The organism is Mycobacterium sp. NPDC050041, assembly GCF_049541695.1.
Taxonomy (GTDB): Bacteria; Actinomycetota; Actinomycetes; order Mycobacteriales; family Mycobacteriaceae; genus Mycobacterium.
Window position 1 is genome coordinate 163,557 of sequence record NZ_JBMVDG010000006.1, and the last position, 21,612, is coordinate 185,168.

At 70.5% G+C, this 21,612-nt stretch carries 18 protein-coding genes and 2 riboswitches; of the genes, 7 read left to right on the forward strand and 11 right to left on the reverse strand.

Annotated elements, in window-relative coordinates:
* The first annotated feature begins 10 nt into the window (after positions 1–10).
* On the forward strand, positions 11–1,447 hold the full coding sequence (locus ACPCHZ_RS19650; RefSeq protein ID WP_423486262.1) for a GuaB1 family IMP dehydrogenase-related protein: 1,437 nt from the start codon (positions 11–13) through the stop codon (positions 1,445–1,447).
* Here ACPCHZ_RS19650 and ACPCHZ_RS19655 read toward each other — a convergent pair.
* Genes ACPCHZ_RS19655 through ACPCHZ_RS19665 form a run of 3 tightly spaced genes read right to left on the reverse strand, consistent with a single transcriptional unit; the run spans position 1,400 to position 5,021 of the window.
* Positions 1,400–2,494, reverse strand: coding sequence for an ABC transporter ATP-binding protein (locus tag ACPCHZ_RS19655; protein WP_423486263.1), 1,095 nt, complete (start codon positions 2,492–2,494; stop codon positions 1,400–1,402). The genes ACPCHZ_RS19650 and ACPCHZ_RS19655 overlap by 48 nt on opposite strands.
* Positions 2,491–4,023, reverse strand: a complete 1,533-nt coding sequence (locus tag ACPCHZ_RS19660) for an ABC transporter permease (RefSeq protein WP_423486264.1) — start codon at positions 4,021–4,023, stop codon at positions 2,491–2,493. The genes ACPCHZ_RS19655 and ACPCHZ_RS19660 overlap by 4 nt, the downstream gene beginning before the upstream one ends.
* A 17-nt stretch (positions 4,024–4,040) precedes the next feature.
* Entirely contained in the window at positions 4,041–5,021 is a 981-nt protein-coding gene (locus ACPCHZ_RS19665) for an iron ABC transporter substrate-binding protein (RefSeq protein ID WP_423486265.1), read from the reverse strand.
* A 376-nt stretch (positions 5,022–5,397) separates the two neighbouring features.
* Here ACPCHZ_RS19665 and ACPCHZ_RS19670 point away from each other — a divergent pair, with 376 nt between their 5' ends.
* The 6 genes from ACPCHZ_RS19670 (at position 5,398) to ACPCHZ_RS19695 (ending at position 14,014) form a co-directional block, all read left to right on the forward strand.
* A complete protein-coding gene (locus ACPCHZ_RS19670; RefSeq protein ID WP_423486266.1) occupies positions 5,398–6,768 on the forward strand; it encodes a hemolysin family protein in 1,371 nt (456 codons plus the stop codon).
* Positions 6,768–7,820, forward strand: coding sequence for a hemolysin family protein (locus ACPCHZ_RS19675; protein WP_423486267.1), 1,053 nt, complete (start codon positions 6,768–6,770; stop codon positions 7,818–7,820). The genes ACPCHZ_RS19670 and ACPCHZ_RS19675 overlap by 1 nt, the downstream gene beginning before the upstream one ends.
* The gene (locus ACPCHZ_RS19680) at positions 7,813–8,757 is read left to right on the forward strand and encodes a 3-methyladenine DNA glycosylase (protein WP_423486268.1); all 945 of its coding nucleotides are present in this window, start codon (positions 7,813–7,815) and stop codon (positions 8,755–8,757) included. The genes ACPCHZ_RS19675 and ACPCHZ_RS19680 overlap by 8 nt, the downstream gene beginning before the upstream one ends.
* 54 nt (positions 8,758–8,811) lie before the next feature.
* Entirely contained in the window at positions 8,812–11,010 is a 2,199-nt protein-coding gene (locus ACPCHZ_RS19685) for a malate synthase G (RefSeq protein ID WP_423486269.1), read from the forward strand.
* 101 nt (positions 11,011–11,111) lie between these two features.
* Positions 11,112–13,271, forward strand: a complete 2,160-nt coding sequence (locus ACPCHZ_RS19690; RefSeq protein WP_423486270.1) for a substrate-binding domain-containing protein — start codon at positions 11,112–11,114, stop codon at positions 13,269–13,271.
* A gap of 89 nt (positions 13,272–13,360) precedes the next feature.
* On the forward strand, positions 13,361–14,014 hold the full coding sequence (locus ACPCHZ_RS19695) for a LysM peptidoglycan-binding domain-containing protein (protein WP_423486271.1): 654 nt from the start codon (positions 13,361–13,363) through the stop codon (positions 14,012–14,014).
* A gap of 1 nt (position 14,015) precedes the next feature.
* Here the strand turns inward: ACPCHZ_RS19695 and gcvP are convergent, their stop codons facing one another.
* The 8 genes from gcvP to ACPCHZ_RS19735 form a co-directional block, all read right to left on the reverse strand.
* A complete protein-coding gene (gene gcvP / locus ACPCHZ_RS19700; protein ID WP_423486272.1) occupies positions 14,016–16,862 on the reverse strand; it encodes an aminomethyl-transferring glycine dehydrogenase in 2,847 nt (948 codons plus the stop codon).
* A gap of 52 nt (positions 16,863–16,914) precedes the next feature.
* A riboswitch (glycine riboswitch) is annotated at positions 16,915–17,023 on the reverse strand.
* A riboswitch (glycine riboswitch) is annotated at positions 17,024–17,123 on the reverse strand. It abuts the riboswitch before it with no gap.
* Positions 17,124–17,150: 27 nt separating this feature from the next.
* Positions 17,151–17,774, reverse strand: a complete 624-nt coding sequence (locus ACPCHZ_RS19705) for a MerR family transcriptional regulator (protein ID WP_364983622.1) — start codon at positions 17,772–17,774, stop codon at positions 17,151–17,153.
* Positions 17,775–18,012: 238 nt separating this feature from the next.
* A complete protein-coding gene (locus ACPCHZ_RS19710) occupies positions 18,013–18,507 on the reverse strand; it encodes a bifunctional nuclease family protein (protein ID WP_423486273.1) in 495 nt (164 codons plus the stop codon).
* A 94-nt stretch (positions 18,508–18,601) separates the two neighbouring features.
* A complete protein-coding gene (locus ACPCHZ_RS19715) occupies positions 18,602–19,336 on the reverse strand; it encodes a MerR family transcriptional regulator (RefSeq protein WP_423486274.1) in 735 nt (244 codons plus the stop codon).
* 2 nt (positions 19,337–19,338) lie between these two features.
* On the reverse strand, positions 19,339–19,821 hold the full coding sequence (garA, locus tag ACPCHZ_RS19720) for a glycogen accumulation regulator GarA (RefSeq protein ID WP_264010837.1): 483 nt from the start codon (positions 19,819–19,821) through the stop codon (positions 19,339–19,341).
* 176 nt (positions 19,822–19,997) lie between these two features.
* Positions 19,998–20,393, reverse strand: coding sequence for a glycine cleavage system protein GcvH (gene gcvH, locus ACPCHZ_RS19725; protein ID WP_423486275.1), 396 nt, complete (start codon positions 20,391–20,393; stop codon positions 19,998–20,000).
* A gap of 31 nt (positions 20,394–20,424) precedes the next feature.
* Positions 20,425–21,273, reverse strand: coding sequence for a DUF881 domain-containing protein (locus tag ACPCHZ_RS19730; protein WP_423486276.1), 849 nt, complete (start codon positions 21,271–21,273; stop codon positions 20,425–20,427).
* A 2-nt stretch (positions 21,274–21,275) separates the two neighbouring features.
* Positions 21,276–21,608: a small basic family protein gene (locus ACPCHZ_RS19735; RefSeq protein WP_364983605.1), complete on the reverse strand. Its 333-nt coding sequence runs from the start codon at positions 21,606–21,608 to the stop codon at positions 21,276–21,278.
* Positions 21,609–21,612: the final 4 nt, after the last annotated feature.

Here is a 21,612-nt window from a genome sequence, read left to right on the forward strand (position 1 = left end):
ACTCGGGGGCGTGAAGTTCCTCCACGACCACCGGCCGCCGTACGACCTGACGTACAACGACGTGTTCGTCGTGCCCGGCCGCTCGGAAGTGGCGTCGCGGTTCGACGTCGACCTGTCGACCGTCGACGGGTCGGGCACCACCATCCCGGTGGTCGTCGCCAACATGACCGCGGTGGCCGGACGCCGGATGGCCGAGACCGTGGCCCGCCGCGGCGGCATCGTCGTGCTGCCCCAGGACCTGCCGATCTCGGCGGTGCGGGAGACGGTCGACTTCGTCAAGAGCCGCGACCTGGTGGTCGACACCCCGGTGACCCTCGCGCCGGACGACTCGGTGTCCGATGCCGTCGCGCTGATCCACAAGCGGGCCCATGGCGCCGCGGTGGTGGTGAACGACGGCCGGCCGGTCGGCCTGGTCATCGAGGCCGACTGCGTCGGGGTGGACCGGTTCGCCAGGGTGAGCGACATCGCGGTCACCGACTTCGTCACCGCACCGGTGGGCACCGAACCCCGCAAGGTGTTCGACCTGCTCGAGAACGCCGCCGTCGGCGTGGCGGTGCTGACCGGGCCCGACGGCACCCTGGCCGGCGTGCTGACCCGCACCGGGGCCATCCGCGCCGGCATCTACACCCCTGCGGTCGACGCCAAGGGCCGGCTGCGCATCGCCGCCGCCGTCGGGATCAACGGCGACGTCGGCGCGAAGGCACGCGCACTGGTCGAGGCCGGCGCCGACGTGCTGGTGGTCGACACCGCCCACGGCCACCAGGTCAAGATGCTCGACGCGATCCGTGCGGTGTCGGCACTGGATCTCGGCGTGCCGCTGGCAGCGGGCAACGTGGTGTCCGCCGAGGGCACCCGCGACCTGATCGCCGCCGGTGCCTCGATCGTGAAGGTCGGCGTCGGCCCCGGTGCCATGTGCACCACCAGGATGATGACCGGCGTCGGCCGCCCGCAGTTCTCGGCGGTGGTCGAATGTGCCGCTGCAGCAAGGGAACTCGGTGGCCACGTGTGGGCCGACGGCGGGGTGAGGCACCCGCGTGACGTGGCGCTGGCGCTGGCCGCAGGCGCCGCCAACGTGATGATCGGATCCTGGTTCGCCGGCACCTACGAGTCGCCGGGCGACCTGATGCGCGACCGGGACGACCGGCCGTACAAGGAGAGCTACGGCATGGCTTCCAAGCGTGCGGTTGCGGCGCGCACCTCCGCCGACAGTGCGTTCGACCGCGCTCGCAAGGGTCTGTTCGAAGAGGGCATCTCGACCTCGCGGATGGGTTTGGACCCGTCCCGCGGCGGCGTGGAGGATCTCCTGGACCACATCACCTCCGGAGTCCGCAGCACCTGCACCTACGTCGGCGCCGCCACGCTGCCCGAACTGCACGAGAAGGTGGTGCTGGGCGTGCAGTCAGCCGCCGGCTTCGCCGAGGGGCATCCGCTGCCGACCGGTTGGTGACGGGTACGCCAGCACGGCGCCCGTCACCCTCACGCTGACCGGCTGACCCGTCTCGATGTCGACGTCGCCGATGCGGCGGGCCACCAGCGGCGTACCGTCCGCGAGCGTCACGTGCACCGAACTGTCCGGGCCGTAGAACCGGTGTGCCGTCACCACCGCGGGCGCCCCGTCGTCGGACAGCCGCAGTTGTTCTGGCCGCACCACGACGACCACGTCGCCGTCGTCGACCGGTATCCGCACCGGATGGGCACCGAGCGCGGTGCGCACCACCCCGCCGCGGCACACCCCGCCGATCTCGACGGCCGCACCGACGAACCGGGCGGCCGCCAGAGTCCGCGGCCGGTCGTACACGTCGGCCGGGGTGCCGGACTGCACCATCTGCCCGTCCATCAGCAGCGCCACCGAGTCGGCGAGCGACAGTCCCTCGGCCTGATCGTGGGTGACCAGTACGGCGGTGGTGCCGGTGTCGCGCAGGATCGCGGCGATGTCCTCGCGCACCCGCGTCCGCAGCCCGGCGTCGAGCGCCGCGAACGGCTCGTCGAGCAACACCACCCTCGGCCGCGCCGCCAGCGCGCGGGCGAGTGCCACCCGCTGTTGCTGCCCGCCCGACAGCTCGTGCGGCCGGGCGTCACCGCTGCCGTCGAGCCCCACCACGTCGAGCCAGTGCCGCACGGTGTCGGCTGCCGCACCGCGTCGCCGCTTCGGCAGCCCGAACGCGATGTTCTCCGCGGCGCTGAGGTGCGGGAACAGCGCACCTTCCTGCGGCATCAGGCCGATCCGGCGCCGGTGGGCGGGCACGGCAGCGCCGTCGCCGCACACCACGCCGTCGCCGACGGTCACCGTCCCGGCGTCGGGTACCTCGAAGCCGGCGACGATGCGCAGCAGCGTCGTCTTGCCGCAGCCCGACGGGCCGAGCACCGCGCTGATCGTGCCCGCAGCCACGTCGAGGTCGAGACCGGACAGCACCCGCCGCCCGTCGAACGACTTGCCGAGGCCGCGGATGCGGACACCTGCGGCGGTGGTCGACGTCTGGTCCTCCGCACTCATGTGTCGCGCACCTCCACCACCTGCGCACTCCACAGGCCGAGCGCGGCCGTCGGGAGCGCGGCGAGAATCACCAGGGCGGCCGCATACGGCGCGGCGGACGCATAATCGCTGACCGAGCTGTAGGTCCACAGCCGGGTGGCCATCGTGTCGGTCCCGGTCGGGCGAAGCAGCAGCGTGATCGGCAATTCCTTCATGCACGTCAGGAGCACCAGTGCGGCGCCCGCGGCGATCCCGGGCGCGGCGCCCCTGGCGGTGATCGCGGCGAACGCGGCGAACGGGCCGCGGCCCAGCGACCGGGCCACCTCCTCGTGCCGGACCGGCGTCGCCTCGATCGCGGCCCGCACCGACCCGACGGCGACCGGCACCAGGAGCACGGCATAGGCCAGGATCAGCAGCGGCTCCCGCTGGTAGAGCGGGCGCAGCGCCGCCACGCCGACCGACACCATGGCGATCGCGATGACGATGCCGGGCAGCCCGTGCGCGACGTAACTGGCCCCCTCGAGCGTCCGCGTCACGGGACTGCGATACCGCGCGACGAGCACACCGAGCGGTACGGCGGCGATGGTGCACACCACCGCCGCCACCGCCGACAGCCACAGCGTGGCGCCCACCGCGGCCGACCATTCCCCGGCATCCCAGCGCGCGCCCGCGTCGAGCAGCCAGTCGGCCAGCGCGATCACCGGGACCACCAGAGCCGCGGCGATCACGATCAGCGCGGCCGCCGTCGCCGCCGGCCGCCACGGTCCCAGCGCGGCCACCGGAGCCGGCCGTGCCGAGCCGCCGCCGACCCGGTAGGCCGCCGCCCGGCCGCGCGCCCGGCCTTCGAGGACCACCAGCGCCAGTGCGAAGACCAGCAACACCAGCGACAGCACAGCGGCCCGCGACGGGTTGAACCCGGAGCGGTAGGCGCCGTAGATGACCCAGGTGAACACCTCGTAGCGCATGGCGGCGACGGCGCCGAAATCGCTGATCACGTACAACGCCACCAACAGCGCGCCTGCCGCGACGGCCGCCCGGACGCGGCGCAGCGTCACCCGGAACAGCACGGCCACGCCGGACAATCCCAGCGAGCGGGCCACCTCCTCGTGCGCGGGGTCCGTCCGGTTCAGGGCCGCCGTGGTGGTCAGCAACACGTACGGGTAGCAGCCGAGGGTGAGCACCAGGCACGCGCCCCAGAAGCCGGCCACCGCCGGCTGCACCGACAGCCACAGAAATGCCAGCAGGTAACTCGGGATCGCCAACGGCAGCGCGAGCACCACGCCGAAGAGCCGCCGGAACGGCAGATCGGTGCGGCTGAGCAGCACCGCGAAGCCCACGCCGAGCACCACGCAGCCGGCGGTCACCACGACCACCAGCAGCAGCGACCGACCCACCAGGGCGATCGTGCGCTGCTGCAGGAGTTCGTCGGCGACGAACGCCCAGCCACGGGCGAGCGCCCGGTCACCGAGGTAGTACAGCGGCAGCAGCGTGGCCGCAGAGACAGCCGCGGCGGCACCGAGCAGCGGCGCGGGCGGCCGACGGCGAATCACGTTCCGCCGCAACAGGATCAGTTCGTCAGCAACCCGGTTGCGACCAGCATCTCCTGGGTCGCCTCGAGGTCGTCGAGTTGGGACAGGTCAACCGCGGGTGGCTGCAGGTCCGCCAGTGGCGGCATGCCCTCGGCCGTCGCGACGCCGGCGACCAGCGGGTACTCCTTGGTCTCGCCGGCGAAGTACTCCTGGGCGGCCTGGCTCACCAGGTAGGCCGCGAACCGTTGCGCGCCCGCGGGATTCGGTGCCGACTTGAGGATGCCGACGCCGGCGACGTTGACAAGCCCACCGGGATCGCCCGGCGCCATGAACTTGTTCTGCGCGGTCACCGCGTCCCTGCCCTTGGCGTCGATCAGTTCGTACAGGTAGTAGTGGTTGACCAGACCGATGGCGACCTCGCCCTTGTCGACCGCATCGCGGACCGCGACGTTGTTCTCGTAGGCCTTCGGATTCTGCGCCTTGAACGCACGCAGCCACTGTTCGGCCCCTGCGTCGCCCCGCACCACCCGCAGGCCCGTCACGAACGACTGCCACGACGCGTTGCTCGGCGCGAACCCGATCTTGTCCTTCCACTCCGGCGCCAGCACGCCGTCGACGGTGTCGGGCGGATTCGGCGCCAGCTTCGGGTTGAACACCACCACCCTCGCGCGACCCGACACGCCGACCCAGGTGCCGTCGGCCGCCGAGTAGTTGGCCGGCACCGCCTCCAGTGTCGTGGTGTCGATCTGGGCGAACAGTCCGGCCTTGGCGACCGCGCCGAGCGCCCCGGCGTCCTGGGACAGGAACACGTCGGCCGGCGACTTGTCGCCCTCGGTGATCAGCTGGGCGGCCATCTCCCCGGAGCTCGCGTAGCGCGCCTCGACGTTGAGCCCCGTCTCGGCCTTGAACTTCTCCAGTAGCGGCCCGACGAGTTCCTCGCTGCGACCGGAGTACACCACCAGCGACTCACTGGCGTCGACGGAATCCGAGCCGCCGCACGCGCTGAGCGACAGTGCCATCGCAGCAGCACACACCGTAGCCGTGAGGCGTGAGAAGGCGAACGGCATGAATCGACCCGCTTTCGTCGTGCGCTGTGAGACCGCTGTGAGCCGGCCCGGCTCTGGCAACTTATCACCGAGCGACTGAGGACAGGCTCAGCTGACGCGACGGGTCACCGGGCTGGTCACCACGAGCGCGCGGGCCGCACACCGCACCGGTTACCATTGGCTTCTCATTCGCCGAACGAGGAAGGGACTACGTGCCGCAGGCACCCGCCGATGGCCCCGGTACCGAACGGGCCTGCCGGGCCGAGCAGCCGTCCCCGGAGCAGTCCGACGCGGAACCCTCCCCTAGTCGGCCGGGCCTCGTGCCCGGCGCCCCTGCGGGGAGAACGACGTGAGCGTCACCCTGTCCATCCTGTCGGTGCTGGCCATCATCGTGCTGACCGCGGGCACCGCCGTGTTCGTGGCGGCGGAGTTCTCGCTCACCGCGCTCGAGCGCAGCACCGTCGAGGCCAACGCCCGCGACGGCGACCGCCGCGACCACATGGTCCGCCGGGCCCACCGCACACTGTCGTTCCAGCTGTCCGGAGCGCAGGTCGGCATCTCCATCACCACGCTGGCCACCGGCTACCTCGCCGAACCCGTCGTCGCGCGGCTGCTGCATCCCGGACTGGACGCGCTCGGCCTACCCGCCGATGTCGCGAGCGGGCTGGCGCTGGTGCTGGCCATCCTGATCGCCACCTCGGTGTCGATGATCTTCGGCGAACTGGTGCCCAAGAACCTGGCCGTGGCTCGGCCGGTGCCGACCGCGCGGGCGTCGGCGCCGCCGCAACTGCTGTTCTCGATGCTGGCCACCCCGCTCATCCGGATGACCAACGGCACCGCCAACTGGATCCTGCGCCGTCTCGGCATCGAGCCCGCCGAGGAGCTCCGCTCGGCCCGCTCGGCGCAGGAACTGATCTCGCTGGTGCGCAACTCCGCGCGCAGCGGATCACTGGACCCGGTCACCGCGGTCCTGATGGACCGGTCGCTGCAGTTCGGCGAGCGAACCGCCGAAGAGCTGATGACGCCGCGCACCGAGATCGAGGCGATGCAGGCCGACGACACCGTGGCCGATCTGATCGAGGCGGCGATCAGCACCGGCTACTCGCGCTTCCCCATCGTCGAAGGTGACCTCGACTCGACGATCGGCGTGGTGCACGTCAAGCAGGTGTTCGCGATTCCGCACGACGAGCGGGCCGCCACCCGGCTCGCGACGCTCGCGCTGCCCGTCGCCACCGTGCCGTCGACGCTCGACGGCGACGCGGTGATGACCCAGATCCGCGCCAACGGCCTGCAGACCGCCCTGGTGGTCGACGAATACGGCGGCACCGCGGGCATGGTCACCGTCGAGGACCTCATCGAGGAGATCGTCGGCGACGTCCGCGACGAGCACGACGACGCCACCCCCGACGTGCAGCCCGCCGGCGGCGGCTGGAAGGTCTCGGGGCTGCTGCGCATCGACGAGGTGGCCAGCGAGACCGGATTCCGGGCGCCCGAGGGCGAATACGAGACGATCGGCGGACTGGTGCTGGAGGAACTCGGCCACATCCCCGAACCCGGGGAGACCGTCGAACTCACCGCCTTCGACCCGGACACCGTCCTCGAGGACCCGGTGCTCTGGCTGGCGACGGTCGTGCAGATGGACGGGCGCCGCATCGACCAACTCGAGCTGACCGAGCTGGGCCGCCGCGGCGAGACCGACGACGAGGAGCTGAACGACTGATGGGCGGCGACCTCTTCGGCGTGCTGCTGACCGTGCTGCTGCTGGCGGCGAACGCGTTCTTCGTCGGCTCGGAGTTCGCGCTGATCTCCGCCCGCCGCGACCGGCTCGAGGCGCTGGTCGAGCAGGGCAAGCGCAGCGCCGTCACCGTCATCCGGGCCGGCGAGAACCTGTCACTGATGCTGGCCGGCTCCCAGTTGGGCATCACCGTGTGCTCGATCCTGCTCGGCCGGGTGGGCGAGCCCGCGGTGGCGCACCTCCTGGAGAAGCCCTTCGGGCTGGTCGGCATCCCCGACGCGGTGCTGCACACCGTGTCCTTCGTGGTGGCCCTCGGCGTCGTGGTCACGCTGCACGTGCTGCTCGGCGAGATGGTGCCGAAGAACATCGCGATCGCCGGTCCGGAGTCGACGGCGATGCTCCTGATCCCGGTGTACCTGGTCTACATCCGGGCGGCGCGGCCGTTCATCGCGTTCTACAACTGGTGCGCCAACAGCACACTGCGCGCGTTCGGGGTGGAGCCGAAGGACGAGCTGGCCGTGGCGGTGTCCACGGTGGAGCTCTCGGAGATGATCGCCGAGTCGGTGTCCGAGGGGCTGCTCGACACCGAGGAGCACACCCGCCTCACCCGCGCGCTCCAGATCCGCAACCGCGTGGTCCGCGACGTGGCGATGCCGCTCAGCGACATCCACACCGTGCCCGCCGCCGCCGCCGACAGCGGCCCGACGGTCGGCGCGGTCGAGCGGGCGCTCGCCGAGACCGGCTACTCGCGTTTCCCCGTAGCCGGCCCGTCCGGCGAGTACGTCGGCTACCTGCACATCAAGGACGTGCTACCGCTGGTGCACGACCCCGACGCGGTGCTGGACCGCTCGCTGGTGCGCCCGCTGCTCACGCTGCCCGCATCGCTGCCGCTGCCCGATGCGCTGACCCGGTTGCGGCGCGACAACAGCCACCTGGCCCTGGTCACCACCGACGGCATGGTGACAGCCATGGTGGCGCTCGAGGATCTGGTCGAAGACCTCGTGGGGACGGTGCGGGACGGCACCCATCGTGTCTGATCTCGCACTCCGTGCGAAGGCGGCTGACGTCGCAGTCGGCGCCGATCTCGATGTCCTCGCCGAATCTGACTGGCAGGCACGCGAATCCGCACATCGCGATCGCGTCGACGCGTTCTGTGCGCCGCATCTGGCCCGCCGCCGCGCCGGCGCGGCACATCCGGTGTGGGACTTCCTGTTCACCTACTACAACCTGCGGCCCCGCCTGCTCCGCCGCTGGCACCCGGGCTTCGGAGTGGTGCTGGCGGGCGACTCGGCGGGGCGCCACCTGGACATCGCCGGTTATCACCGCACGCCGCACGGTGTCACGGTCAGCCAGGAGTACCGGGCCGGCCGGGCCGACACCGTCGGCTTCATCGGCGACCTGCTCACGGCGACGGCAGCCAGAGCGCCGCGGATGAACTGCTTCGGGCTGCACGAGTGGGCGATGGTGTACCGCTCCCCCGAAGTCCGCCACGCGCAGGTGCCGCTGCGCCTCGGCGCCGCGGGCACCGACGCGGTGGTGGAGTCGATGCCGTTGCGCTGCAGCCATTTCGACGCTTTCCGGTTCTTCACCGATGCTGCCGCGGGCCGCAACGCCGAACGGCTCACCCGCGACCGCCAGATCGCCACCGAGCAGCCGGGTTGTGTCCATGCCGCCATGGATTGCTACAAATGGGCCTACAAGCTGGGACCGCTGGTGTCCTCCGAGCTGGTGATGGACTGTCTGGAGCTGGCCGCCGACGCGCGGGCGCTGGACATGCGCGCCAGCCCGTACGACCTCAGCGGGCACGGGTTCGACCCGATCGCCGTCGAGACACCGGCGGGTCGGGCGGAGTACGTGCGCGCCCAGCAGGAGATCGCGGAGCGGGCCGCTCCGCTGCGAGCCACCCTCGCCGGCAGGTGCGACCTGCTGCGTGCGGCGGCGCGCGGCGCAAAGGCCGACGTTACCGGTGGGTAAGGTGGATCAACGCGCGTCGCGTCAGCAGACGTGCCGGTGAGCTAGGAGGAAACGATGACCGATCGCGTCGAGGTGGGAAATCTGCGCGTGGCCCGGGTGCTGTACGACTTCGTCAACGACGAGGCGCTGCCCGGCACCGACATCGACCCGGACAGCTTCTGGTCAGGAGTCGACAAGGTGGTCGCCGACCTCACTCCGCGCAACACCGAACTCCTGGCCCGCCGCGACGACCTGCAGGCACAGATCGACAAGTGGCACCGCCAGCGCGCGATCGGCCCGCTCGATCCCGACGAGTACCAGCAGTTCCTCACCGACATCGGCTACCTCGCCGGCGATCCCGGTGACTTCTCCATCAGCACCGAGAACGTGGACGCGGAGATCACCTCGACCGCGGGTCCGCAGCTCGTCGTGCCGGTGACCAACGCCCGGTTCGCCCTCAACGCCGCCAACGCCCGCTGGGGTTCGCTGTACGACGCGCTCTACGGCACCGACGTCATCTCCGAGGAGGACGGCGCCGAACAGGGCAGCGGCTACAACCGCGTCCGCGGTGACAAGGTCATCGCCTACGCCCGCCGGTTCCTCGACGAGAGCGTGCCCCTGGCGACCGGGTCGTGGTCCGACCCGACCGGCTTCAAGATCGACGACGGGCAGCTGCTCGCCGAGATCGGCGACGGCCAGTCCAGCGCTCTGGCCGACCCCGAACAGTTCGTCGGCTACACCGGCGACTTCGGGTCGCCGCAGTGGTCGTTCCTGCTGCGCCACCACGGCCTGCACATCGAGGTCCTGATCGATCCCGACTCCCCGATCGGTTCCACCGACACCGCGGGCATCAAGGACGTCGTGCTGGAGTCCGCGGTCACCACGATCATCGACTTCGAGGACGCCGTCGCCGCGGTCGACGCCGATGACAAGACGGCGGCATACCGCAACTGGCTGGGATTGATGAGGGGCGACCTCTCGGCTCCGGTCAGCAAGGACGGCAAGAGCTTCACCCGGGTGCTCAACGAGGACCGCACCTACACCACCCCGGACGGCGAGGGCGAACTCACCGTGCCCGGCCGCAGCCTGTTGTTCGTGCGCAACGTCGGCCACCTGATGACGAACGACGCGATCGTGGACGCTCAGGGCAACGAAGTCTACGAAGGCGTCCAGGACGCCCTGTTCACCAGCCTCGCCGCCGTCCACGGACTGCGCGCCGGCGGCGCCAACGGCCCGCTGGCCAACAGCCGCACCGGATCGGTCTACATCGTCAAGCCGAAGATGCACGGACCCGACGAGGTGGCCTACACCGTCGAGCTGTTCAGCCGGGTCGAGGACGTGCTCGGCCTGCCGCAGAACACGCTCAAGGTCGGGATCATGGACGAGGAGCGCCGCACCACGGTCAACCTCAAGGCCTGCATCAAGGCCGCCGCCGACCGCGTGGTGTTCATCAACACCGGCTTCCTCGACCGCACCGGCGACGAGATCCACACCTCGATGGAGGCCGGCCCGATGATCCGCAAGGCGTCGATGAAGAGCCAGCCGTGGATCAAGGCCTACGAGGACAACAACGTCGACATCGGGCTGGCCACGGGCTTCGTGGGCCGCGCCCAGATCGGCAAGGGCATGTGGGCGATGACCGATCTGATGGGCGACATGGTCGAGCAGAAGATCGGGCAGCCCAAGGCGGGCGCGACCACCGCCTGGGTGCCGTCGCCCACTGCGGCGACGCTGCACGCGATGCACTACCACCAGGTCGACGTCGCCGCCGTGCAGAAGGACCTGGCGGGCAAGCAGCGCGCCAGCCTGGCCGACCTGTTGACCATCCCGCTGGCCAAGGAGCTGGCGTGGGCGCCCGAGGAGATCCGCGAGGAGGTCGACAACAACTGTCAGTCGATCCTGGGCTACGTGGTGCGCTGGATCGACCAGGGGGTGGGTTCGTCGAAGGTGCCCGACATCCACAACGTGGCGCTGATGGAGGACCGTGCCACGCTGCGGATCTCCAGCCAGCTGCTGTCGAACTGGCTGCGGCACGGCGTGATCACCGAGGACGACGTGAAGACCAGCCTGCGGCGGATGGCAGCGGTGGTGGACGAGCAGAACACGGGCGACGAGAAGTACCTGCCGATGGCGACCGACCCGGAGGGCAGTGTGGCGTTCCAGGCGGCCCAGGAGCTCATCCTGTCCGGCACCGCGCAGCCCAACGGCTACACCGAGCCGATCCTGCACCGCCGCCGGCGGGAGTTCAAGGCCGGTTCGGGCGCCCGTAGCTGACCTCACCCGGCACCCCGCTTCATCGGCGTTGACTAGACTTCGGCGTTGCATTGACGGCCGGTCGGAATCGACCGGTCGACGACACGAACACGGGAGCAGGAATGGGCAGGCATAGCATTCCGGATCCCGACGACTCCGCGGACGAACCGGAAATCCCGCCGCAGGACGGAACTTCCGCGGAGTACCCGCAGCCGGAGTACGGCGACCGCCGCGGGCAGGATCCGGGCTACCGGGACCACGGCGCCGACGACTACCCCGCCGACGACTTCCCGACGACCGCGCACCGCCGCACGGAGTACGCGGACTCCGGCTACCGGGATGCCGAGCACGATCAACCCGATCTGCACGACCACGGCTTCGGCGCGTCCCGTGACCACCGCCCCGACGACTACGGCGGTTACCGCGGCGACGACCATCCCGATGATGACGACGAGTACGGGCCCGCTTTCGGCGCGGGCGCCGACGACGGCCCGCCGCCGGCCGGTCCGGCAGGACCCCAGCACAGCGGCGACTGGGACGGCGGCGAGTGGACCGGCAGCCACCGTGCCGTCGCGTCCGGGCGCCGTGGTGTCAGCGTCGGCGTGATCGCCGCCCTGGTGACCGTCGTCGTCGTGGTGGCCGCAGTCATCCTGTGGCGCTTCTTCGGTGACGCGCTGTCCGACCGCAGTGACGTCGCCGCCGCGCGCTGCGTCGACGGTGAACTCACCGTGGCGGTGCTGGCCGATCCGTCGATCGCACCGCAGATCGAGACGCTGGCCAACGGGTACAACGAGACCGCCAGCCCCGTCGGCGACCGCTGTGTGAAGATCGGCGTCAAGCCCGCGGGATCCGATCAGGTGGTCAACGGGTTCACCGGGGACTGGCCGGCCGATCTCGGTGAACGGCCCGCGCTGTGGATCCCCGCCAGCAGTATCTCCGCGGCACGCCTCGAGGCGGGCTCCGGGCCGCAGACCATCGACGACAGCCGGTCACTGGTCACCTCGCCGGTTCTGCTCGCGGTCCGGCCGCAGATGAGAGCCGCGCTGGGACAGCAGAACTGGTCGACCCTGCCCAGGCTGCAGACCAATCCGACCGGTCTCGACGGGCTCAACCTGCCCGGATGGGGCCCGCTGAAACTGGCGCTGCCGCGCAGCGGCGACAGCGACGCGTCCTACCTCGCCGCCGAGGCGGTGGCGGCCGCATCGGCCCCGCCGGGCGCGCCGGCGAGCGACGGGATGTCGGCGGTCAGCACACTGCTGGCCGGCCAACCCGATCTGGCCGACGACACCGCGGGCACGGCGATGGACGCGCTGGTCAAGGCATCCGACCCGGCGACGGCTCCGGTGCACGCGGTCGCTGTCACCGAGCAGCAGCTGTTCCAGCGCGGCGCGGCGCTGCCCGAGGCGAAGAACACGCTGGCGTCCTGGCTGCCGCCCGGCCCGACGGCCACCGCCGACTACCCCACCGTCCTGCTGTCCGGCGACTGGCTCACCAAGGAGCAGGTCGCGGCGGCCAGTGAGTTCGCCCGCTTCATGCGCAAGCCCGAGGGGCTCGCCGAACTGGCCAAGGCCGGCTTCCGCGCCGACGGCGCCACCCCGCCGGCCAGCGACGTCACCGCCTTCGCCCCGGTGTCGGCTCCGCTGTCCATCGGCGACAACGCGATGCGCGCCAAGATGGCCGACGCGTTGACGGCGCCGGCGAAGGGTTCGGCGGTGACGATCATGCTCGACCAGTCGATGCCTGCGTCAGAGGGCACCAACTCGCGGATGGGCAACGTGGTCAACGCACTGATCCCCCGGATCGACGCGCTGCCACCGACCTCGGCCGTCGGACTGTGGACCTTCGACGGCGCGGCCGGGTCCTCCCGGGTGCCGATGGGACCGCTGTCGGAACCCGTCGGCGGCACACCCCGGTCGCAGAGCCTGACGACGACACTGGACTCGTTGGCGTCCACATCGGGTGGCGCCGTGTCGTTCACCACGCTGCGTCTGGTGTACAACGAGGCACTCGCGAACTACCGCCCCGGGCAAGCCAATTCGGTGCTGGTCATCACCGAGGGGCCGCACAGCGACCAGTCGCTGGACGGGGCGGGCCTGCAGGCGTTCGTCCGGGACGCCTTCGACCCGGCACGCCCGGTGGCGGTGAACGTGATCGACTTCGGCGCGGACTCCGACCAGGCCACCTGGGAGGCCGTCGCCCAGGCCACCGGCGGCGCCTACCAGAACCTCGGCACGTCCAGCTCTCCCGACCTGACGGGCGCGATCACCCGCTTCGTCGGCTGATCCCGGGCGACGTGCGCCCAGCGCGTCGCCGGGGACTCGGGTAGTGCACTACGCGTGCCACAGCGTCCCGGCACACCGACGCTGAACGCATGAGTGACAAATATTCCGTCAAGGCAGGCGACACCCTGTGGGGCATCGCCGAACAGTTCTACGGTGACGGCCGCCGGCACAGGGTGATCGCGGTGGCCAACGACCTGGCCGACCCCGACGACATCGTCGTCGGCCAGGAGTTGTCGATTCCCTACGTCACGTACCGCTACCAGGTCCGCGCCGGTGACAGGAAAGCCGATCTCGCGCGGCGCTTCTACCACGACGTCGCGATGACCGGCGTGTACGAGATCGCCAGCGGCGCCGCGCAGCGTCCGCTGGAGGTCGGCGAGTGGCTGGTGGTGCCCGACCTCGCCGACGTCGGCCATCACACGGTGGTCGAGGGCGAAACCCTGGAGACACTCGCGGACGGCTGGTACGGCGTGCCGTCCTTCTGGACGATCATCGCCTTCGCCAACCGGCTGGACGGACCCGTCCACCCCCCGGGCACCCTGCTCACCCGACCACGGATGAACCGGCGCCGCACCGTGGTCCGCGGTGACACGCTCTGGCGGCTGGCCACCGACGAGTACGGAGACTACAGCGAGGACCGCACGCTGACCGCCGTGAAACTGACCGCCGCGGCGAACCTCATCACCGATCCCGACCACATCGAGGTCGGCCAGGTGGTGCACTTCCCGTCGATGTGGCCCTGACTCAGGCGAACGCCTCCACCGGAGGGCACGAGCACACCAGGTTGCGGTCACCGTATGCGCCGTCGATGCGGCGCACCGGCGGCCACACCTTCGGCCGGTGCCCCTTGCCGAGCGGGTAGGCCGCCTCCTCGCGGGTGTACGGATGGTCCCAGTCGGCCACCAGCAGGCACTCCGCGGTGTGCGGCGCGCCGCGCAGCGGGTTGTCCTCGACGGACCACTCCCCCGACCCGACGCGGTCGATCTCGGCGCGGATGGCGATCATCGCCGCGATGAAGGCGTCCACCTCGGCCAGACTCTCGCTCTCGGTGGGCTCCACCATCAGTGTGCCCGCCACCGGGAAGCTCATCGTCGGAGCGTGGAAGCCGTAGTCCGCCAACCGTTTCGCGACGTCGTCGACGGTGACCCCGGTCTGCTTGGTGATGGGCCGCAGATCCAGGATGCACTCGTGGGCGACCATGCCGTTCTCGCCGGTGTACAGCACCGGGTAGTACTCGTCGAGCCGGCGGGCGATGTAATTGGCCGAGGCGATCGCCGTCAGCGACGCCGCTCGCAGGCCCGCCGCTCCCATCATCCGGATGTAGGCCCAGGTGATCGGCAGGATCGACGCCGACCCGTACGGCGCGGCCGACACGGTGTAGTCGTCGCCGAGTTCGTCGGCGAGCGGGTGGCCGGGCAGGTAGGGCGCCAGATGCGAGCGCACCGCCACCGGACCGACGCCGGGGCCGCCGCCGCCGTGCGGGATGCAGAACGTCTTGTGCAGGTTCAGGTGGCTGACGTCACCACCGAACCGGCCCGGACGCGCCAGGCCCACCAGCGCGTTGAGGTTGGCGCCGTCGACGTACACCTGACCGCCCGCGTCGTGCACGGCCGCACAGATGTCGGCGACGTCGTGCTCGTACACGCCGTGGGTGGACGGGTAGGTGATCATGAGCGCCGCAAGGCGTTCGGCGTGCTCGGCCACCTTGGCCCGCAGGTCGTCGAGGTCGACGTCACCGTTGGGGCGGCAGGCCACCACCGCGACCTTCATCCCCGCCAGCGCCGCCGACGCGGCGTTGGTGCCGTGCGCACTCGACGGGATCAGGCAGATGTTGCGTTCGGCCTCGCCGCGGCTCAGGTGGTAGGCCTGGATCGCAAGCAGTCCGGCGTACTCGCCCTGCGAGCCTGCATTGGGCTGCAGCGAGATCTCGTCGTATCCGGTGATACCGGTCAGCCACTCCTGCAGGTCGGCGATCAGCCTGCGCAGGCCGGGGGTGTCGGAGGCGGGGGCGAACGGATGCTGACGGGAGAACTCCGGCCAGGTGATGGGTTCCATCTCCGCCGCCGCGTTGAGCTTCATGGTGCACGAACCGAGCGGGATCATGCTGCGGTCCAGTGCGATGTCCTTGTCGGCCAGCGACCGCAGATACCGCATCATCTCCGTTTCGGTGCGGTACCGAGAGAAGGCCGGATGAGTCATGAACTCCGATGTGCGCGTGGCGATCTCGGGTCCGGTGAGTGGCGCGCCGCCACGGTCGGCCCCGAAGGCCGCCAGCACCGTCGCGACGTGCTCGGCGGTGGTCGCCTCGTCGCAGGAGATCGAGACGTGGTCGGCGTCGACCTGCCAGATGTTGACACCGCGCGCCTTGGCCTCGTCACGGACCTGCGCACCACGACCCGGCACGCGGGCCAGCACGGTGTCGAAGAAGGCGTCGTGCACCACGTCCACTCCGGCGTCGGCCAGTCCGGTGGCGACGGCGCGGGCGTGTCCGTGCACCCGTCGCGCGATGGAGGTCAGCCCCTCCGCGCCGTGGTAGCTCGCGTACATCGCGGCCATCACCGCCAGCAGCACCTGCGCGGTGCAGATGTTGCTGGTGGCCTTGTCGCGGCGGATGTGCTGTTCACGGGTCTGCAGCGCCAGCCGGTAGGCCGGCGACCCGTCCGCGTCCACCGACACCCCGACCAGCCGGCCGGGAAGCTGCCGGGCGTGCTTGGTGTGCACCGCGAGGTAACCGGCGTGCGGCCCGCCGAAGCCCATCGGCACCCCGAACCGCTGGGTGGTGCCGAACGCCACGTCGGCGCCGAACTCGCCGGGCGGCGTGATCAGCGTCAGCGCGAGCAGATCCGCGCCGAACGCCACCAGCGCCCCGCGGTCGTGCGCCTCGGTGACCAGCGCCGACCAGTCCACCACCGCGCCGCTCGCGCCGGGCAGTTGCGCGACGACGCCGAAGAAGTCGCCGTCGGGCAGGCCCGAGCGCAGGTCGGCGGTGACGATTTCGATGCCCAGCGGGGCGGCCCTGGTAGCGAGCACCGCCGCGGTCTGCGGGTAGACGTCGACGTCGACGGCCAGCCGGTGCGACTTGCTCCGGCCCGCCCGCTGCATCAGGGTCATCGCCTCGGCGGCGGCCGTGCCTTCGTCGAGCATCGACGCGTTGGACACTTCGAGGCCGGTCAGGTCGCAGACCATGGTCTGGAAGTTGAGCAGGGCCTCGAGCCGGCCCTGGCTGATCTCCGGCTGGTAGGGGGTGTACGCCGTGTACCACGCCGGGTTCTCGAGGATGTTGCGGCGCAACACCGGCGGTGTCAGCGTGTCGAAATAGCCCTGCCCGATCATCGACACGGCGACGGTGTTCGAGTCAGCGAGTGCGCGCAGTTCGGCGAGGGCATCGTGCTCGGAGGCGGGCGGGGGCAGCTGCTCCAGCCCGGGCGCGACACCGTCGGCGGACAGCGCGTCCAGGATGCGCACGGGCAGCGCCTTGGCGGCGAGCTCCTCGAGGGACGCCACACCGATGGTGTCGAGCATCGTGGCGATGGCGTCGGCATCCGGGCCGATGTGCCGGTCGGCGAAACGGGTTGGGTGGGTGTCGACCACTGGTCAGTGCTCCTGACGCGTGAGGGCGGAATCCGCTGCGTACCGCTCGGGTTCCTCTCCCTCTGTCGTCGGTGCCTGAGAGATTCGGCGCGAACGCCTTTCCCCATGGGCGGGTGGACTGCCGCCACGCTCGACGGCTCCACCTCTTTCCAGAGGCATCGGGGTCACTCGCGGTCCTGGGTGCCTGAGAGGTTGACGGAGAGGTGTTGCTCCTTCGGCGCCCGTGGCGTTGCGGCCACGGAACTCTCCCGCGTGTGGGCGATGCGTCGACCAGTCTAGCGCGAGGCGTCAGCCGATCTTGCGGTCGCGATGCTTGCGCCGCGACGCGAGCTCGTCCTCGGGAGCGGCGATCGACTCGCCGCCGTCGGCCCGTTCGCCGGGGAAGTCGGCGATCGCCCCGGTCAGTTCCCGCATCGCGCCGGACACGGCGATGCCGAACACGCCCTGGCCGCCCTGTAGCAGGTCGACGACCTCCTCGGCGGAGGTGCACTCGTAGACGGTGGTGCCGTCGGAGAACAGGGTGATGTTGGCCAGGTCGCTGACCCCGCGCTGACGCAGATGCTCGACGGCGACGCGGATGTTGTGCAGTGAGATGCCGGTGTCCAGCAGGCGTTTGACGATCTTGAGGACCAGAATGTCCTTGAACGAGTACAGCCGCTGACTGCCGGATCCGGCGGCGCCGCGGATGGAGGGCACCACCAGAGACGTGCGGGCCCAGTAGTCCAGCTGCCGGTAGGTGATGCCGGCGATCTGGCAGGCGCTCGGCCCGCGGTAGCCGACGAGTTCGTCGGGCACCGAGTCGTCAGGGAAGAGGCCCCCCTGGACGGGCTCGCCCACCGGTGCGGCGGCCGGATCGGCCGCCTTCTCGCCGGAGGACAGATCCAGCTGCTCCTGACGTGGCGTCTCGCCCACTATGGAATCCTCTCGCCGATCGATCCCGCCAGCGGTGAAACTGCGTTGACCTGCACTGCAGTCCACCTGCCACGAGTTCGAATGTGTCCGAGCATACGCTTTCCGACGGCATGTGACTGCTCGTCGCCCCCAAAGTATGGCGGCCTGCCGCGCCGCAGCCTGGCAGCTTCGCCGCGTGTCGACGCCGGAGTGGCCAGTTGAGACGCATCCGTGACCATCCGCAGTGCGACGGCCGAAATCAGGTGGCCTTGAAGTCGTCGGGCGACACGCTGTCCAGGAATTCCTTGAACTTCTCCACCTCGTCCTCACGGACGGCGCCAGCGGCCTCCTCGTCGTTCTCGTCGGGGATCAGCAGGCCGGCCTCGGCCAGCACCGCCTCCTCGACGTAGATCGGCACGCCGACGCGCAAGGCGATCGCCACCGAATCCGACGGCCGGGCCGACACCTTGATGTCGCGGTCGAAGATCAGGTCCGCGTAGAAGGTGCCCTCCTGCAGATCGACGATGCGGACCTCGCGCAGCGAATGGCCCAGCGCGGCGATCAGGTCGCGGATCAGATCGTGGGTGAGCGGCCGGGCCGGTTCGACCCCCTGCTGCTCGAGTGCGATCGCGGCGGCCTCCGACTGGCCGATCCAGATCGGCAGGTACCGGTCACCGTTGGACTCGCGCAGCAGCAACACCGGCTGGTTCTGAGGCTGCTCCACGCGAATGCCGACCACCCGTACCTCAGCCATCAGTGTCTGCCCTCCGCACCCGGTGTGCCGCTATACGTCCGGGGCCCCGCGGGCCCCGGACGCGACGAACAAGCCGTCACGACGAGTCTAATCCTCACCGATCCAGAACGTCGCGTACGGCCGACTTGATCAACGACGTGTGCAAGGTGATCGCCAGGGCCGCCACCTCACGGGCGAGATCGTCGGCCCGGTCACGGGCGCCGGCCTGACTTCCCTTGCCGACCGGACCCGCGATCTGCGCGATCAGGTCGGACTGGCGGTCCGCCGCCGACCGGAACGCGCGCAGGTGCCGCGGCTCGACGCCGTAGTCGGCGAGCGCCCGGGCACACTGCGCGATCACCACGGAATGCTCGTCGAAGAATCCGCCGGGCCCGGTGGTGATGACGCCGCTCTTGACCAGCGCGGTCAGCAGCTCCTCGGGCACACCGGACCGGGTGAGCAGATCCTCGCGGCTGAGCCGGACCTGTGTGAGTGCCACACCTGAGGCCGCCGCGCCGTCGACGTCACCGTCCGCCGGCACCAGCCGCGGCACGCCGTAGGGCGACTTGGCTTGTGGGAGCTCGCCGTCCGGCTGCGCGTCCAGCTGAGCCTTGATCACCTTCAGCGGCAGGTACTGGTCCCGCTGGGCGGTCAGCACGAACCGCAGCCGTGCGCAGTCGTATGCCGTGAACCGCCGGTAGCCCGACGCGGTGCGCTCCGGAGTGACCAGGCCCTCGGCCTCGAGGAACCGGATCTTGGAGATGGTCACGTCCGGGAAGTCCGGTCGCAGCAGATCGAGGACCGCTCCGATCGACATCCCGGAGAACGCGGGGGTGTCGGGGGCGGTCACGGTCAGCTGCCCGGGCCGCTGTCGTCGTCGGTCTTGGGGCCGGTCAGGAAGACCAGGCGGAATTTGCCGATCTGCACCTCGTCGCCGTTGGCCAGCACCGCCGAGTCGACGGGCTCACGGTTGACGTAGGTGCCGTTGAGGCTGCCGACGTCGACGACCTGGAACTCGCCGGACTCGAGCCGGAACTCGGCGTGGCGGCGGCTCACCGTGACGTCGTCGAGGAAGATGTCGCTGTCGGGGTGACGGCCGGCCGAGGTGGTCGGCTGGTCGAGCAGGAAGCGCGATCCGGCGTTGGGGCCGCGCTTGACGACCAGCAACGCCGAGCCGACGGGCAGCCCCTCGACCCCGGAGACGGATCCTTCGGCACTCGCGCTGGCGGGTGCATCGAGTTCGTTGAGGAAGTCGGCGCGGAACACCGAAGTCGTCTCGACAGTGACTTCGTCAGACGTCTGATCTGCTCCGGAACTGCTGTCCTTCTCCGTCACCCGCTGCTCCTTACTGGCTGCTGTGGCGTCACCCGGCCGGTGCTCCGGCCGTCGTCCGTGCTTGGTCGACCGTACCGCGCAGTGCGCCTCGTTGTACCCACCACCGCCGGATCGGCCAGTCGTGGGCCGTCACCGCGTCAGGTCGGTCGAACTTGTCCGCACGACCCTAACAACTGCTACTCGGTCACGGCGGCGCGGTAGCCGTCCGCGTCGAGCAGGCCGTCCAGGCCGCCGTCGTCGGGTCCGCCCTGCACCTGCAGGTCGACCAGCCAGCCCTCGCCGTACGGGTCGGAGTTGACCAGCTGCGGCGTGCCCTCCAGATCACCGTTGACGGCAACCACTTTCGCCGTGACCGGGGCGTACAGGTCGGAGACGGACTTGGTCGACTCCACCTCGCCGAAGGACTCCCCCGCGGCCACCTCGGTGCCGACGTCGGGCAGCTGCACGAACACCACGTCGCCGAGCGCGGCCTGCGCGTAGTCGGTGATGCCCACCCGCACGGTGTCGTCACCGGTGCGCTGGACCCACTCGTGTTCCTCGGTGTACAGCAGGTCGGACGGGATCTCGCTCACGGTGCTCCTCGAGGGCTCGTGCTCGGCTGGCTCACTTGACCGGCTGAGCGTATTGGCGGGGTTTCGGTTGCCGCAAGGCGGTGACGTCGACCCGCTCGGCCTGTTGTACCACCATCGTGCCGCCGACCCGTTCGACGCTGTCCATCGCGCCGCCCGGAATGTTCATCGCCGCGGCGAGAGTCGGTGGATCGCCAATGGCCAGAACAGAATACGGCGGATTGAGGGTGACGCCGTCGACGTCGATGGCGCCGGGTGTGCCCACCATCCAGGTGTCGACTCCCACCCGCACCGGGACCGGTTGGCCGTCGCGGGTGCCCCGGATCTCCATGGCCTCCGCGCCGGCATTGCGCAGCTCGTTGATGACGTCGAGCAGTGTCTCCGCGGGCACGCCCGGTGTGGTGTCGGTGATGGTGAGCACCACGCCCGGGCCCGTCGCGGCCACCGTGCCGATCAGGATCGACAGCGCGGCGAGCCGCGCCTGGGCGTTCTCGATGGCGGCCGCATCGCTGCTGCCCGACGCCTGGAGTTGCTCCAGCGTCCGCCGCAGATCGTTCACCTCGGTGTTGAGGGCCGCCTCGCGCTGTTGCAGGGAGTCCAGCAGCACCAACAGGTCGGCGGGCCGCGCGGTCTCCAGCGAGTCGCCGGACTCGTTCTGCCGGACCTGGGTCACGATCGCCGCACCGAGCACCACGCACAGCAGCATCGCGAGAGCGCCGAACACGATCTGGCTGCGGCCGCGGCGCAGCACGCCCGCCGGGCCGCCGGGCTGCAGATCGCCGATCGGCTGGGGCGCCGCCCCGCGGGGCAGCTCGTGGCGGCCGTGGTGCTCCGCCGGTTCCTCGTGGCGACCGGGCGTGTCGTCCGTGGACTCGGTGCTCATGCTCAGGCGCCGAACAGCCTGCGCCGCAAGGCGGCGGCGTTGCCGAAGATGCGGATGCCGAGCACCACGATGATGGCCGTCGACAGCTGGGTGCCGACGCCCAGCTGGTCGCCGACGTAGACGATGAGCGCGGCGACGAGCACGTTGAACACGAACGACACCACGAACACCTTCGCGTCGAAGATCCGCTCGAGGTAGGCCCGCAGCCCCCCGAACACCGCGTCGAGCGCGGCCACCACGGCGATCGGCAGATACGGCTCGACGAACTCCGGCACGTCCGGCCGGAACACCAGGCCCAGCACGATGCCGATGACGAGTGCCGCGATCCCGATCATGTGT